This window comes from Xanthomonas cucurbitae (genome assembly GCF_002939885.1).
Classification (GTDB): Bacteria; Pseudomonadota; Gammaproteobacteria; order Xanthomonadales; family Xanthomonadaceae; genus Xanthomonas; species Xanthomonas cucurbitae.
The window spans coordinates 1-15,830 of the sequence record NZ_MDED01000017.1 but is presented as its reverse complement, the minus strand read 5'-3'; the positions used below and the strand labels follow the sequence as shown (position 1 = coordinate 15,830).

The 15,830-nt window shown below is 66.2% G+C and carries 12 protein-coding genes; 11 read left to right on the top strand and 1 reads right to left on the bottom strand.

Annotated features, from left to right (window positions below; all coding sequences use genetic code 11):
• The first annotated feature begins 58 nt into the window (after positions 1–58).
• The 9 genes from bamA to XcuCFBP2542_RS10480 all read left to right on the top strand — a co-directional run bounded on the left by bamA (position 59) and on the right by XcuCFBP2542_RS10480 (position 12,852).
• A complete protein-coding gene (gene bamA / locus XcuCFBP2542_RS10520) occupies positions 59–2,464 on the top strand; it encodes an outer membrane protein assembly factor BamA (RefSeq protein ID WP_170066980.1) in 2,406 nt (801 codons plus the stop codon).
• Positions 2,465–2,796: 332 nt separating this feature from the next.
• Positions 2,797–3,810 carry a UDP-3-O-(3-hydroxymyristoyl)glucosamine N-acyltransferase gene (gene lpxD, locus XcuCFBP2542_RS10515; RefSeq protein ID WP_104603528.1) on the top strand — a complete coding sequence of 338 codons (1,014 nt, stop codon included), beginning with the start codon at positions 2,797–2,799 and terminating at the stop codon, positions 3,808–3,810.
• Positions 3,807–4,268 (top strand): 3-hydroxyacyl-ACP dehydratase FabZ, encoded by a 462-nt coding sequence (gene fabZ / locus XcuCFBP2542_RS10510; protein ID WP_104603527.1) that lies wholly within the window; start codon positions 3,807–3,809, stop codon positions 4,266–4,268. Before lpxD ends, fabZ begins: the two co-directional genes overlap by 4 nt.
• Positions 4,269–4,291: 23 nt before the next feature.
• Complete coding sequence (gene lpxA, locus XcuCFBP2542_RS10505) at positions 4,292–5,083, top strand: acyl-ACP--UDP-N-acetylglucosamine O-acyltransferase (protein ID WP_104603526.1); 792 nt, start codon at positions 4,292–4,294, stop codon at positions 5,081–5,083.
• Positions 5,080–6,399: a lipid-A-disaccharide synthase gene (gene lpxB, locus XcuCFBP2542_RS10500; protein WP_223214409.1), complete on the top strand. Its 1,320-nt coding sequence runs from the start codon at positions 5,080–5,082 to the stop codon at positions 6,397–6,399. Before lpxA ends, lpxB begins: the two co-directional genes overlap by 4 nt.
• Complete coding sequence (locus tag XcuCFBP2542_RS10495) at positions 6,396–7,130, top strand: ribonuclease HII (RefSeq protein WP_104603524.1); 735 nt, start codon at positions 6,396–6,398, stop codon at positions 7,128–7,130. Before lpxB ends, XcuCFBP2542_RS10495 begins: the two co-directional genes overlap by 4 nt.
• A 177-nt stretch (positions 7,131–7,307) precedes the next feature.
• Positions 7,308–10,913: a DNA polymerase III subunit alpha gene (gene dnaE, locus XcuCFBP2542_RS10490; RefSeq protein ID WP_104603523.1), complete on the top strand. Its 3,606-nt coding sequence runs from the start codon at positions 7,308–7,310 to the stop codon at positions 10,911–10,913.
• A 162-nt stretch (positions 10,914–11,075) separates the two neighbouring features.
• Positions 11,076–12,035 (top strand): acetyl-CoA carboxylase carboxyltransferase subunit alpha, encoded by a 960-nt coding sequence (locus XcuCFBP2542_RS10485; protein ID WP_104603522.1) that lies wholly within the window; start codon positions 11,076–11,078, stop codon positions 12,033–12,035.
• A 61-nt stretch (positions 12,036–12,096) separates the two neighbouring features.
• Complete coding sequence (locus tag XcuCFBP2542_RS10480) at positions 12,097–12,852, top strand: tetratricopeptide repeat protein (RefSeq protein ID WP_104603521.1); 756 nt, start codon at positions 12,097–12,099, stop codon at positions 12,850–12,852.
• A 64-nt stretch (positions 12,853–12,916) separates the two neighbouring features.
• On the opposite strand, the gene XcuCFBP2542_RS10475 is transcribed toward XcuCFBP2542_RS10480, so the two are convergent.
• Positions 12,917–13,363 (bottom strand): CopD family protein, encoded by a 447-nt coding sequence (locus XcuCFBP2542_RS10475; protein ID WP_104603520.1) that lies wholly within the window; start codon positions 13,361–13,363, stop codon positions 12,917–12,919.
• 72 nt (positions 13,364–13,435) lie between these two features.
• Between XcuCFBP2542_RS10475 and XcuCFBP2542_RS10470 the strand changes: the two genes are divergently transcribed.
• Positions 13,436–14,080, top strand: coding sequence for a class I SAM-dependent DNA methyltransferase (locus XcuCFBP2542_RS10470; protein WP_104603519.1), 645 nt, complete (start codon positions 13,436–13,438; stop codon positions 14,078–14,080).
• Positions 14,081–14,103: 23 nt separating this feature from the next.
• Entirely contained in the window at positions 14,104–15,447 is a 1,344-nt protein-coding gene (locus tag XcuCFBP2542_RS10465) for a polyhydroxyalkanoate depolymerase (protein WP_211292996.1), read from the top strand.
• Positions 15,448–15,830 lie beyond the last annotated feature (383 nt).

Below are 15,830 nucleotides of genomic sequence, written 5' to 3'. Positions count from 1 at the left end.
GTCGTCGTCATACGCCGGCACCCAGCAACACCCGCAATCGACTCCAACCGGATGTGACATGACGCGTCTTCCCACTCGCCGCCTGCTTGCCCTCGCTCTTGCCGCCGGCCTCAGCCTGCCAGCCATTGCCCTGGCCGCCGAGCCGTTCGTCGCCAGCGACATCCGCGTCGACGGCCTGCAGCGCATCGCATCCGGCACCGTGTTCACCTACCTGCCGGTGAACCGCGGCGACACCGTGGACGATGCCAAGGTGGCCGACTCGATCCGCGCGCTCTACCGCACCGGCTTCTTCGAAGATGTGCAGCTGGACCGCCAGGGCAACATCCTGGTGATTACGGTCAAGGAGCGTCCGGCGATCAACAAGCTCACCGTGACCGGCAACAAGGACATCAAGTCCGAGGAACTGCTCAAGGGCCTGGGCGATATCGGCCTGTCCGAGGGCGGTACCTTCGACCGCCTGAGCCTGGACCGCGTGACCCAGGAACTGACCCGCCAGTACAACAATCGCGGCAAGTACAACGTCGAGATCACCCCAACGGTGAGCCCGCTGGACCGCAACCGCGTGGATGTGGCCATCGCGATCAAGGAGGGCAAGGCGGCCAAGATCCGCCACGTCAACCTGATCGGCACCGAGAAGTTCGCCAACCAGGACATCCTGGATAACTGGGAATCCAAGGAGCACAACTGGGCATCGTGGTATCGCCGCGACGACCAGTACTCCAAGGAAAAGATGTCCGGCGACCTGGAGAAGCTCAACTCCTGGTACCTGGACCGCGGCTATGTGGACTTCAGCATCGACTCCACCCAGGTGTCGATCAGCCCGGACAAGCGCGACATGTTCGTCAGCGCCGGCGTCACCGAGGGCGAGCAATACAAGATTTCCGAAATCAAGGTCACCGGCGACACCGTGCTGCCGCAGGCCGACATCGAGCGCCTGGTGATCCCCAAGGCCGGCGACATCTTCTCGCGTGCGCTGCTGGAGTACACCTCCGATGCGATCACCAATACGCTGAGCAACGTCGGCTATGCCTTCGCCAAGGTCAATCCGATCCCGACCCCGAACCGCGAGGACCGCACCGTTGCGGTGAACCTGCAGGTGGTGCCCGGCCCGCGCGTGACCGTGCGCCGCATCCTCTACAAGGGCAACAGCCGCACCTCCGATGAAGTGCTGCGCCGCGAAATGCGCCAATTCGAGAACACCTGGTATTCGCAGGCGGCGATCGACCGTTCCAAGATCCGCCTGCAACGCCTGGGCTACTTTGAGTCGGTGAACGTGGAAACCCCCGCGGTGCCCGGCAGCAACGACCAGGTGGACGTGGTGTATGACGTCAAGGAAACCACCTCCGGAAGCTTCGTGTTCGGCCTGGGCTTCTCGCAGGCCTTCGGCGTGACCACCTCGGTGCAGTTGTCGCAGAACAACTTCCTGGGCGGCGGCAACCGGGTGGCGGTGGAGGCCTCGCGCAGCACCTTCCAGCAGCGTTATGCATTCTCCTACACCAATCCGTTCTTCACCGACGACGGCGTCTCGCTGGGCTACAACCTGTCCTGGCGCTCGCTGGACTACTCGGACTTCAACACCGCGCAGTTCAACAGCACGAACGGTTCGGCGCAGGTGATCTTCGGCGTCCCGATCACCGAAAACGACACCGTCTCGGCGATGATCGGCGTGGACAGCAACCAGATCACCACCTTCCCGGGCACCACGCCGCAGGCGATCGTGGACTACATCCGTGCCGTCGGCACGGACACCTTCAAGGCCGTGCGCACCGAGTTCGGCTGGGCACGCGATACCCGCAACGACTTCTTCATGCCCACCCGCGGCATGTTCCAGCGCGTGGGCCTGGAAACCACCCTGCCCGGCTCAACGGTGGAGTACTACAAGCTCAACTACCAGATCTCCAACTACTGGCCGATCATCCCGGCGTTGGTGCTGAACACCCGCTTCGAGCTGGGCTACGGCGACAGCTACGGCAAGGACACCACGGTCGACATCTGTGGCGCGGTCAACAACGCCACCGTGACCGAGCAGGCCTGCAACGGTAGCAACCGCCTGCGCAGTGTGACTGCCACCGGCCTGCCGTTCTACGAGAACTTCTACGCTGGCGGTACCAACTCGGTGCGCGGCTTCGAGGACAATACGCTGGGCCCGCGCTCGGAAGCCATCAACGGGTTCAACCGCGGCCAGCCGCTGGGTGGCTCGTTCAAGACGGTCGGCTCGGTGGAAATGTATTTCCCCAAGCTGTTCGACAGCCCGTCCGCGCGCATCTCGGCCTTCTTCGATTTCGGCAACGTCTACAGCGGCGTGGACAACTTCAAGGCCAACGAATTGCGTGCCTCGACCGGTGTCGCGCTGTTGTGGCGCGCGCCGGTCGGTCCCATTTCGATCAGCTACGCATTCCCGTTGAAGAAGGAAGACAACGACGAGATCGAGCGCCTGCAGTTCACTTTCGGCGGCCAGTTCTAAGCGCAGACATGACAGTGGCGGCCCGCTCGCCCGGGCCGCCATTTTCCGTTCTGCGGCCGTGGACGCGGATTTCCGCCCTGGCAGACCGCGTCTGCGGGTCGCCACGCAGTCGTGGCACCGCGCCGCCGCGTCGTTCGGTGAAGACGCCGCTGCAGAGTCGGCCGCCGTCGCCGACAGGCCGACAAACGCGAACGGCTGATGCGGGGAATGCACCGCTGGTCGCTCAGCGGCGTTGGCGATCAGACCACCACTGAACCCGCCGGGCTCGATACCGCCGCTGCCGTCCACATCCACTCGAACCCGTTTCTACCGTTTACGCGAGGCTTACCCTGATGCGACTGACCGCAAGTGCGATTGCCGAACAGTTCGGGCTGACCCTGGTTGGCGACGGCGCCACCGAAGTGGGCGGCGTCGCTACCCTGGCGCAGGCCGGCGCGGGCCAACTCAGCTTCCTGTCCAATCCACGCTACCGACCGCAACTGGCGCAGACACAGGCGGCCGTGGTGGTCCTGCGCGCCGACGATGCAGAGGCAGCGCAAGGCACTGCCCTGATCGCCAAGGACCCGTACACCGCGTTCGCCAAGATCGCCGCGTTGTTCGATGTGCCGCCGGTGCGCGCGCCGGGCATCCATCCGTCGGCGGTGATCGATCCCACCGCGCAGGTGGCGCCGGGCGCGCATGTCGGCCCGTTCGTCAGCATCGGGGCGCGCAGCCGCGTGGGCGATGGCTGCGTGATCGGCACCGGCAGCATCGTCGGCGAAGACTGCGTGGTGGGCGATGGCAGCGAACTGCTCGCCCGCGTCACCCTGGTCACCCGCGTGCGCCTGGGCAAGCGCGTGCGCATCCATCCGGGCGCAGTGATCGGCGCCGACGGCTTCGGCCTGGCAATGGATGCCGGCCACTGGATCAAGGTGCCGCAGCTGGGCGGCGTGGTCATCGGCGACGATTGCGAGATCGGCGCCAACACCTGTATCGACCGCGGCGCGCTCGAAGACACCGTCCTGGAAGAAGACGTGCGCGTGGATAACCTGGTACAGATTGCGCACAACTGCCGCATCGGCGCCCATAGCGCCATCGCCGGCTGTACCGGCATTGCCGGCAGCGCCAAGATCGGCCGCTATTGCCTGCTGGGCGGGCATGTCGGCGTGGTCGGCCATCTGGAGATCTGCGACAAGGTCGTCATCACCGGCAAGTCGGTGGTGCGCAATTCCATCCATGAGCCGGGCGAGTATTCGTCCGGCACCCCTCTCACCGACAATCGCACGTGGCGCAAGAATGCCGCGCGCTTCAAACAGCTCGATGCGTTGGCAAGGCGCATCCTGGCTGTGGGCAAGGAGAACGCATGAGTCACCCCGTTTATGAGTTGCCGATCGACGTCAACCAGATCAAGACGCTGATGCCGCACCGCTATCCGTTCCTGCTGATCGACCGGGTCATCGAGCTGGACCTGGAAGCCAGGCGCATCGTCGGGCAGAAGAACGTCAGCAGCAACGAGCCGTTCTTCCAGGGCCACTTCCCGACCCGTCCGGTGATGCCGGGCGTGCTGATCATCGAGGCGCTGGCGCAGGCCGGCGGTGTTCTGACCCAGCTGGGCCTGGGCCGCGATGCGTCGTCCAAACTGTTCTATATGGTCAAGGTCGACAATGCCCGCTTCAACAAGCAGGTGGTGCCGGGCGACGTGTTGATGCTGGAAGTGCAGATGAAGCGCCTGATCCGCAACATGGGGTGCTATTACGGCGAGGCCAAGGTCAACGGCGAAGTCGTGGCCAGCGCGGAAGTCATGTGCGCCGGTGCCAAGGAATAATCCGTTTTTGGAGGTGAGAGACGATGCGTGATCAGGCACCCTTGATTCATCCCACCGCCGTCATCGATCCCGCGGCGCGATTGGCCGAGGACGTCCGCATTGGTGCGTTCTGCCTGATCGGCGCGGACGTGGAGATCGGCGCTGGCACCGAGGTGGGGCCGCATTGCTCGATCAACGGTCCTACCCGGATCGGCCGCGACAACCGCTTCATCGGCCATGCGGCGATCGGTGGCGAACCGCAGGACAAGAAGTACGCCGGCGAGCGCACCGAGCTTACGATCGGTAACCGCAACGTGATCCGCGAGTTCGTCACCATCAACCGCGGCACCGGCGGCGGCGGCGGCGCCACCGTGGTCGGCGACGACAACTGGATGCTGGCCTACACGCACGTGGCGCACGACTGCCATGTCGGCAACCACTGCGTGTTTTCCAACAACACCACCCTGGCCGGCCACGTCACCGTGGGCGACTACGTCATCATCAGTGGCTTTGCCGGCGCACACCAGTTCTGCCGCATCGGCGCGCACGCCTTCCTGGGCATGGGCGCGCTGACCAACGGCGACGTGCCGCCCTTCACCATGGTCGGCAGCGATTCGCTGGGCCGCCCGCGCGGCATCAACAGCGAAGGCCTCAAGCGCCGCGGCTTCGACGCCGAGCGCATCACTGCGATCAAGCGTGCCTACCGCACGCTGTACGTGGCGGGCCTGCCACTGGCCGACGCCAAGGCGCAACTGGCCGAGCAGGCCAGGGACAGCGAAGACGTGCGTGGCATGCTGGAGTTCATCGAAGCGGCGGAAAGGCCGTTGCTGCGATGACGGGAATCGGGAATCGGGAATCGGGAATCGAGACAGGCGTGCAGGAGCGCGCGCCTGCAGACGGCGACCCGACGGCTCTGCCGATTCCCCATTCCCCACTCCCCATTCCCGGCGCGCATGCGCGCCCTCCCCGCATCGCCCTGATCGCAGGCGAGGCCTCCGGCGACATCCTGGGCGCGGGCCTGATCGAGCAGTTGCGGCTGCGCTACCCGGGCGCCGAATGCGTGGGCATCGGCGGCGATGCGATGCGCGGTGCGGGATGCCAGACCTGGTTCGACGCCAGCGAGCTGGCGGTGATGGGCCTGACCGAGGTGCTGCGCCATCTGCCGCGCCTGCTCAAGCTGCGTCGCGCGTTCCGCGAGCGCGTGCTGGCGTGGAAGCCGGATGTGTTCATCGGCATCGACGCGCCGGATTTCAATCTACCGGTAGAGCGCTGGCTCAAGCAGCGTGGCATCAAGACAGTGCATTACGTCAGCCCCTCGGTCTGGGCCTGGCGCGAAAAGCGTGCGGAAAAGATCGGCGCCAGTGCCGACCTGGTGCTGTGCCTGTTCCCGATGGAACCGCCGATCTATGCCAGACACGGCGTGGACGCGCGCTTCGTCGGCCACCCGATGGCCGACGATATCGCCTACCAGGCCGACCGCCAGGCCGCACGCGCCAAGCTGGGCGTGTCCGCTTCCAGCACCGTGCTGGCGGTGCTGCCGGGTAGCCGGCAGGGCGAGATCAGCCGGCTCGGCGACACCTTCTTCCAGGCCGCCTGGCTGGTATCCGAACACCTGTCCAACCTGCATGTGCTGGTGCCCGCCGCCAACACGGGCTGCAAGCAATTGCTGGCCGAGCAGCTCTCGCGCTCGTCGCTGCCGGTGATGCGCTCGCACCTGCTCGACGGCCAGGCGCGCACCGCGATGCTGGCCGCCGACGTGGTGCTGCTGGCCTCCGGCACCGCCACGCTGGAAGCCATGCTGGTCAAGCGCCCGATGGTGGTCGGCTACAAGGTGGCGCCGCTGACCTACCGCATCGTCAAGACGCTGGGCCTGCTCAAGGTCAACCGCTACGCGCTGCCCAACATCCTGGCCAATGACGACCTCGCCCCCGAGCTGATGCAGGACGACTGCACCCCGGAACGGCTGTGCGTCGCCCTGCTGGACTGGTTCAAGCACCCGGAGAAGGTCGCCGCCCTGCAACCGCGTTACCTGGCCCTGCATGCCGAACTGCGCCGCGATGCCTCCGCGCGCGCGGCCGATGCGGTGGCTGGGCTGCTGACGCAGCCGGAATCGGGAATCGGGAATCGGGAATCGGCAGAAGGTGGCCCATGAAGCGCTCCACCTCCCCTGCTGCCTTGGTCGTTCCGACGACGCAGGACGGGCTTTTCCACGATTCCCCACTCCCGATTCCCGATTCCCGTCTCATCGCCGGCGTCGACGAAGCCGGCCGCGGTCCGCTGGCCGGGCCGGTGGCGGTGGCGGCGGTGGTCTTGGATCCTGCCAAGCCGCGCATCAACGGGTTGGACGATTCCAAGCAACTGACTGCCGAGCGCCGCGAGCAGCTGTACGCGCGCATCGTCGACCGGGCGCTGGCGTGGTCGGTGGTGTTGATCGACAGCGAAGAGATCGACCGCATCAACATCTACCAGGCCACCATGCTCGGCATGCGGCGCGCGGTGGAAGGGGTGGCGCATGTGGCCGGGTTTGCGCGCATCGACGGCAACCGCGTGCCCAAGGGGCTGCCTTGCCCGGCCGAGGCGCTGGTCGGCGGCGATGGCCTGGACCGCGCCATCATGGCGGCCTCGATCGTGGCCAAGGTCACCCGCGACCGCCTGATGCACGCCCTGCACGCCCAATACCCCAACTACCGCTTCGACCAGCACAAGGGCTATGCCACGCCGGTACATCTGACCGCGCTGCGAAAGTATGGGCCATGCCCGCAGCACCGGCGCAGCTTTGCGCCGGTGCGGTTGGCGCTGGAAAGCCGGGAGAGCCGGTCTCCGGAACCGGGGACCGGGGACCCGGAACAGCTGCGGATCTTGCAACACGCCGGGGCCGTCTAGGCACAGACCGGCGCAGCTCCCCGCCCGTGCAGGAAGCGATGCGCGGGCTTTCAATCAAGCGATTCACCGCTTTTCCGGGTCCCCGGCCCCGGGTCCCGGGTCCCGCCGCCCCACCTGTCAAGCCTTGTTCCTCCCCGCCCCCGCCGCTACCCTGCGCGGGCATCGTTCTGGTTCCGCATGTCCACTTCCCGCTTCGTCCATCTGCACGTCCACACCGAGTTCTCGCTGGCGGATTCCACCATCCGCGTGCCCGAGAAACCGGATCAGGCTGACCCGAAAAAGGCCAAACAGGCCAATTTGCTGAGCCGGGCGGTCGAACTCGACATGCCGGCGCTGGCGGTCACCGATCTCAACAACCTGTTCGCGCTGGTCAAGTTCTACAAGGCCGCCGAGGGCGTGGGCATCAAGCCCATCGCCGGCGCCGACGTGATGATCGCCACGCCGGACATGACGCCCTGGCGCATGACCCTGCTGTGCCGCGACCGCGACGGCTACCTGAGCCTGTCGCGGCTGCTCACGCGCGCCTGGATGGAAGGCCATCGCCCCGAAGGCGGCGTGGCGATCCATCCCGAGTGGCTGCAGGCCGGCCACGCCAACCTGTTTGCGCTGGCCGGCCGCGACAGCCTGGCCGGGCGCCTGTTCAACGAAGGCCGTGCCGACCTTGCCGAGCAGCAGCTGGCCGACTGGCAGCGCGTGTTCGGCGATGGCCTGCATCTGGAACTGACCCGCACCGGGCGCGAGGGCGAGGAACGCTTCAACCAGTTCGCCCTGCATGCGGCTGGCGTGCGCGGGCTGCCGGTGGTGGCCAGCAACGACGTGCGGTTTCTGGATGCCAGCGACTTCAATGCGCACGAAGCGCGCGTGTGCATTTCCTCCGGCCGCGTGCTGGACGACCCCAAGCGCCCACGCGACTACAGCGACCAGCAGCACCTGAAATCCAGCGACGAGATGGCCGCGCTGTTCGCCGATGTGCCCGATGCCATCGACAACACGCAGGCGCTGGCGCAGCGCTGCAACATCGAAATGCGCCTGGGCACCTACTTCCTGCCCGCCTATCCGGTGCCAGAAGACCAGACCCTGGACACCTGGATCCGCAGCCAGTCGCGCGAGGGTCTGGCCGCACGTCTGGAAAAGAACCCCATCGCACCGGGCAAGACGCGCCAGGACTATGTGGACCGGCTCGAATTCGAACTGGACACCATCATCAAGATGGGCTTTCCCGGCTACTTCCTGATCGTGGCCGACTTCATCCAGTGGGGCAAGAACCAGGGCATTCCGATCGGCCCGGGGCGCGGTTCCGGTGCCGGTTCGCTGGTGGCCTGGGCGCTGCAGATCACCGACCTGGACCCGCTGCCGTACAACCTGCTGTTCGAGCGCTTCCTGAATCCAGAGCGCGTGTCGATGCCCGACTTCGACATCGACTTCTGCATGGACCGCCGCGACGAAGTCATCGACTACGTGGCGCGCAAGTACGGCCGCGAGCGCGTCAGCCAGATCATCACCTACGGCACCATGGCCGCCAAGGCGGTGGTGCGCGATGCCGGGCGCGTGCTCGGCTTCACCTACGGGCTGGTCGACAGCGTGGCCAAGCTGATCCCCAACATCCTGGGCATCACGCTCAAGGATGCGATGGGCGAAGGCAAGGACTCGGAGATGGCCTCGCCGGACCTGATCCAGCGCTACCAGGTCGAGGACGACGTGCGCGACCTGATGGACCTGGCGCGCCAGCTCGAAGACCTCACCCGCAACGCCGGCAAGCACGCCGGCGGCGTGGTGATCGCGCCCGAGCCATTGAGCGAGTTCTGCCCGCTGTTCGCCGAACACGACGAAGACGGCCGCGGCAAGAATCCGGTCACCCAGTTCGACAAGGACGACGTCGAAGCCGTGGGCCTGGTGAAGTTCGACTTCCTCGGCCTGCGCACGCTGACCATCATCGATTGGGCGGTCAAGGCGATCAACGTGCGCCACGCGCGCGCCGGCATCGACCCGGTGGACATCACCGCCATCCCGCTGGACGACGCGCCCACCTACAAAGGTGTGTTCGCCTCGGGCAGCACTGGTGCGGTGTTCCAGTTCGAATCCTCGGGCATGCGCCGCCTGCTCAAGGACGCACGCCCGGACCGCTTCGAGGACCTGATCGCGCTGGTGTCGCTGTACCGCCCCGGCCCGATGGACCTGATCCCGGACTTCAACGCGCGCAAGCACGGCCAGCAGGAGATCGTGTATCCCGATCCGCGCACCGAAGCCATCCTGAAAGACACCTACGGCATCATGGTGTACCAGGAGCAGGTGATGCAGATGGCGCAGATCGTCGGCGATTATTCGCTGGGCGGCGCCGACCTGTTGCGTCGTGCGATGGGCAAGAAGGTGCCGGCCGAAATGGCCAAGCACCGCGAAATCTTCCGCGAAGGTGCAGCCAAGGGCGGCGTGGGCGCCGCCAAGGCCGACGAAATCTTCGATTTGATGGAGAAGTTCGCCGGCTACGGCTTCAACAAGTCGCACGCTGCCGCCTACGCGCTGGTCAGCTACCAGACCGCCTGGCTGAAACGGCATTACCCGGCCGAATTCATGGCCGCGACGCTGTCCTCGGACATGGACAACACCGACAAGGTGGTCGGCTTTCTCGATGAAGTGCGCAACCTCGGCCTCACCGTCAAGCCACCGCGCGTCAACGAATCGGCCTACATGTTCGAAGCCGCCACCCCGGACACGATCCAGTATGGCCTGGGCGCGATCAAGGGCGTTGGCCAGGGCGCCTGCGAGGCGATCGTCGAAGAGCGCCAGCGTGGCGGCCCCTACACTACGCTGCTGGATTTCTGCACGCGCGTGGGCACCGCCAAGCTCAACCGGCGCACGCTGGAAGCGATGATCCATGCCGGCGCGATGGATGGGCTGGGCAAGAACCGCGCCTCGCTGATGCTGCAGTTGCCCGAAGTGATGAAGGCCACCGAGCAGATGGCGCGCGAACGCGCCTCGGGGCAGAACTCGCTGTTCGGCGGGCCGGACCCAAGCGCGCCGGCAATGCGCCTGGACCTGCCCGAGAGCAAGGAGTGGCCGCTGGGCCAGTTGCTCACCGGCGAGCGCGAAACGCTGGGCTTCTACCTCAGCGGGCATCCGTTCGACCCGCACCGCGAAGAAGTGCGCGAGCTGGTCGGCTGCGACCTGGGCGCGCTGGAAAAGATCCTGGCTTCCCAGCAACGTGGCGGTGGTGGCGGTGGCGGTGGTGGAGGTGGCGGCGACGGCGAAAAACGCGCCTGGCGCCCGGAAGTCAGCGCGATCCTGGCCGGCCAGGTGATCGGCGTGCGCCGCAAGGGCGACAGCCAGGTATTCGTGCAACTGGAAGACGGCCGCGGGCGGGTGGAATGCAGTGCGTTTTCCGATGCGATGGCCGAATTCGGCCACCTGCTCACCCGCGACCGTATCCTGATCGTCAAGGGCGGCCTGCGCGAAGACGAATTCAACGGTGGCTACAGCCTGCGCATCCGCCAATGCTGGGACTACGAGCAGATCTGCGCCGAGCATGCACAGCGGCTGTCGCTGCGCCTGGACCTGCGCGAGAAGCAGGCCTTCCCCCGCATCGACGCGCTGCTGGCCAAGCACCGCCCCGGCAAGACCCCCCTGCGCCTGGACCTGCTGCTGCGCACCCCCAGCGGCGGCGTGGCCGGCATGCTCGACCTCAACGGCAGCCACTCGGTGCGCATCGACCAACAGCTGATGGACAGCCTGCGCGCCGACCCGGCGGTGCGAACGGTGAAGATCAAGTACAGCCCGCCATGGGCGTGAAAATTGGGAATCGGGAATGGGGAATCGCAAAAGCGTAGGGGCGGCCGGATACCTTGCTTTGATTCCCGACTCCCGATTCCCGATTCCGCTCCCAACGCCCCCGTACGGGCCAGCCACACCGCTTCAGCTACACTCCCCGCCTTACGTTGATGACACCACTGCATGAATCCCAACTACCTCGACTTCGAGCAACCCATCGCCGATCTGGAAGCCAAGATCCAGGAGCTGCGCAAGGCCAGCACCGGGCCCGCGGTCAACGTGGACACCGAAGTGCGCGCGCTGCGCGACAAGCTGCGCCTGCGCACCGCGCAGATCTTCCGCGACCTGTCGGCCTGGCAGGTCGCGCAGCTGGCGCGTCACCCGCAACGCCCGTATACGCTGGACTACATCGGCACCCTCTGCGATGAGTTCCAGGAACTGGCCGGCGACCGCGCCTATGCCGACGACAAGGCGATCGTCGGTGGCCTGGGCCGTATCGACGGGCGCCCTGTGGTCATCATCGGCCACCAGAAGGGCCGCGACACCAAGACCAAGGTGGCGCGTAATTTCGGCATGCCGCGCCCGGAGGGTTACCGCAAGGCGCTGCGCCTGATGAAGTTGGCCGAACGCTTTCGCCTGCCGCTGCTGACCTTCATCGACACCCCCGGCGCGTATCCCGGCATCGGTGCCGAGGAACGCGGCCAGTCCGAGGCGATCGCGCGCAACCTGCTGGAAATGGCCGAGCTCAAGATCCCGGTGATCTGCACCGTGATCGGCGAAGGCGGCTCCGGCGGCGCGCTGGCGATCGGCGTGGGCGACCGCACCCTGATGCTGGAATACGGCACCTATTCGGTCATTTCACCCGAAGGCTGCGCCTCGATCCTGTGGAAGGATGCCGCCAAGGCCAAGGACGCCGCCGAACAGCTCGGCCTGACCGCCAAGCGCCTGAAGGGCCTGGGCCTGGTCGACAAGGTGATCCGCGAGCCCACCGGCGGCGCGCACCGCAACCCCGAGCAGATGGGCAAGCGCCTGAAGGCGGTATTGCTCAACGAACTGGACGCACTGGAAAAGATCCCGGTGGAAACCCTGCTGCAGCAACGCTACGAGCGCCTGCGCAGCTACGGTGCCTACGAAGGGCATTGACCCGCGTGCACGCTGACCGGCCGCGCCGAGTGCGCGGCCATGGAAAGGACGCCTCACTCGCATGTCTCCGCTCCTGCTGATTTCGCTGTTGCTGCAAGCTGCCTGCTGCGTCCACGTGGTGCGCAGCGGGCGCCCGCTGTACTGGCTCTTCCTGCTGCTGGCGTTTTCGCTGCTGGCGGTGCTGGTCTACGTATGCGTGGCGGTCATTCCCGACCTGCGCAACGACCCCAACGCGCGCCGCAGCCTCAAGCGCGTGCGCAACACCCTGGACCCGCAGCGCGAACAGCGCGACGCCTCGCGCCGGCTGGATGTGGCCGATACCCCGGAAAATCGTCGCCAACTCGCCGAAAGCCTGCTGGCACGCGGCGATTACGCGCAGGCCGCCGAGCATTACCAGGGCGCACTGCGCGGGCTGTATCGCGATGATCCGCACCTGATGCTGGGCCTGGCCAGGGCGCAGTTCGGGCTGGGCCAACCGCAGCAGACGCGGCAGACCCTGGATGCACTGATCGCGGCCAACCCCGGCTTCCGTTCGCACGACGGGCATCTGCTGTATGCGCGCGCCGTCGAAGACAGCGGCGACACCGACGCCGCACTGCACGAGTACGAGACACTGGCGCAGGGCTATCCCGGTGAAGAGGCGCGCCTGCGCTATGCACAGCTGCTACAGCGCACCGCACGCAGCGACCAGGCCAAGGCGGTATACGAACAGGTACTGCGCCATGCCGCCGCCTCGCCCAGGCACTACCAACGCGAGCAACGCGCCTGGGTCGAGCTGGCACGCAAGGGGCTGCGTGAGCTGGACTCCGGCGCATGAGCACTGGCTGAGATCCAACGATCTGCAGCACCGCCCCCGTCGTGCCTGCGCAGGCACGCTGCACTCAGAACGGCTTGGCAAGCACCAGCCAGATCACGCCCACCAGCAGCACCACCGGTACTTCGTTGAACAACCGCAACGCGCGGCCGCCAGGCAGCGCACGGCCCTGGTCCACGCCCTTCAACCAGCGCCCGGCCACGATGTAGTGCGCCAGGATCAAGGCCACCGCGAACAGCTTGGCATGCAGCCAGCCGCCGGCCACCATGGTCGGAAAATCGGGAATCACCCGGTAGCCCAGCCACAGCACCGCGCCCAGCAGCAGCGCCAGACCGAGCATGCTGTGGCCGAACCGGTACAGCCGCCGCCCCATCAGCACCAGGCGCGCGCGCACCGCAGTGTCGTTGCCGGCTTCGGCGATGTTGACCAGGATCCGCGGCAGATAAAACACCGCCGCCATCCAGGCGATGACGAACAACAGATGGAAGGTCTTGATCCACAGGTACAGGGTCATGCGCTGGCTCCGCTGGCTGGCGTAGGATGGCCCGCATTTTCACCTATCCAATGGCGCAAAAGCGCATCCCCCATGCCCACGCCCGAGCACAAACAGTACGACGCTGCCTATTTCACCCGCTGGTACCGCAACGCGGGCCTGGCCGACCCGGCGCGCCTGCGACGCAAGGTCGCACTGGCCGTGGCCCAAGCCGAGTACTACTTGGAGCGACCGATCCGCAGCGTGCTGGATGTGGGCTGCGGCGAAGGCGCATGGCGCGCCCCGCTGCTGGCGCTGCGCCCCAAGCTGAGTTACCTGGGGTTCGACAGTAGCGCCTATGCCGTGCAGCGCTATGGCCGCAGTCGTCAGATCCATCCGGCCCGTTTCGGCGACTTCGCCTGGCTGCGCCCCTGCGCGCCGGTGGACCTGTTGATCTGTTCGGACGTCCTGCATTACGTGTCCGCCCGCGAATTCAACCAGGGCCTGCCGGGGCTGGCCGAACTGTGCGCAGGCGTCGCCTTCCTGGAGACCTTTGCGCAGGAAGACGCGTTCGAAGGTGACCACGACGGCTTCCAGCCACGCCCGGCGCGCTGGTATCGCAAGCGTTTTGCCAGTGCCGGGTTCACCGCGCTGGGGTCGCATTGCTGGTTGTCGCCGCAATTGCTGGACGCCGCATCGGCACTGGAACACAGCTCTCCCGGTGGGAGAGGGGCTTGCCACCGTCCGCAGCCCCATTAAGGTGCAAATGCGCCAAACCGGGTATGCTGCGCGGCAGCAAAACCGCATGGATGGGTGGAATGCTTTATCAACTGCATGAGCTGACCCGCAATCTGCTGGCTCCCTGGGTGCATCAGGCCCAGGCGAACGCCAAGATGTTCTCCGACCCCGACAGCCTGTGGGCCTCGCTCCCGGGTGCAGAACGCATGGCCGCCAGCAACGAGCTGTTCCACCGGCTGGGCAAGGAATACGAAAAGCCTGCTTGGGCGCTGGACGATGTCGAAGTGGATGGCCACTCGCTGCCGATCATCGAGCGCGAAGTGCTGAGCAAGCCGTTCTGCCGCCTGCTGCGCTTCAAGCGCTTCAGCGACCATGTCGAGCTGATCGGCAAGATGAAGGAGCAGCCCGCCGTGCTGGTGGTTGCGCCGTTGTCCGGCCACCACGCCACCCTGCTGCGCGACACCGTGCGCACCCTGCTGCGCAACCACAAGGTCTATGTGACCGACTGGGTGGACGCGCGCATGGTGCCGCTGGAAGCAGGCGCGTTCCGGCTCGAGGACTACATCACCTATATCCAGGACTTCATCCGCCACATCGGCGCCGAGCGCCTGCATGTGGTGAGCGTGTGCCAGCCCACCGTGCCGGTGCTGGCAGCGGTGTCGCTGATGGCCAGCAACGACGAGCCCACGCCGCGCTCGCTGGTGATGATGGGCGGCCCGATCGATGCACGCCGCAGCCCCACCCAGGTCAACAACCTGGCCACGGAAAACGGCATCGAGTGGTTCCAGAACAACCTGATCCACACCGTGCCGTTTCCGTATCCGGGCCACGGCCGCCAGGTATATCCGGGCTTCCTGCAGCACGCCGGTTTCCTGTCGATGAACCCCAACCGGCACGTGATGTCGCACTGGGATTTCTACACCGACCTGGTCAAGGGCGACCTGCAGGATGCGCAGGCGCACCGGCAGTTCTACGATGAGTACAACGCCGTGCTGGACATGCCGGCCGAATATTATCTGGACACGATCCGCGTGGTCTTTCAGGACTTTTTGCTGCCGCAGGGCAAATGGAAAGTGGAGGGCCAGCTGGTCAAGCCGTCGGCGATCCGCAACACCGCGCTGCTCAGTATCGAAGGTGAACTGGACGACATCGCCGGCCTGGGCCAGACCGAAGCCGTGCACGATCTGTGCACCGGCATCGATGCGGCGCACCGCCGCCATCTGGTGGTGGAAGGTGCCGGCCATTACGGCATTTTCAGCGGCCGCCGCTGGCGCGAAGTGGTGTACCCGCAGGTGCGCGAGTTCATCGCCCGCTACGATGCTGACCCCGTAGGCAGCCGCGATCCGGCCACCGTCACCCCGATCCGCAAGCGCGGCAAACGCGCCTGATTCCAGGGATTGCGCAGCGACAGTATCCCGGCACGGCCGTGGATGCTGTCGCGCCGATGCGGTAGGCATGGCCTGGCGACGCAGCTCCAGCCTGTGCATGCCGCCAGCCCGCCGTGCGGCCCGGCTTCGGCATTGACCTTTGGTCATTAGCGAGTAGCCAGTGGCATTAGCGGCCCACGTTGCCGGCCACCGCGCTACGCCTGCGCGCGGGACAGGCCTGCCCCCGATTGCCCTGCCGATGCCGATCCGATGCCGATGCCGGGCGCCAGTGCCAGGGCCAATGCATAAGCTTACCTGATTAGCCCCATTCCTCAGCCGGTAGTTGCAGGATTTGCGACGGGTCGGCTGGACAATGGCCCCACTTGAAGGCAACGGAGGTGGGG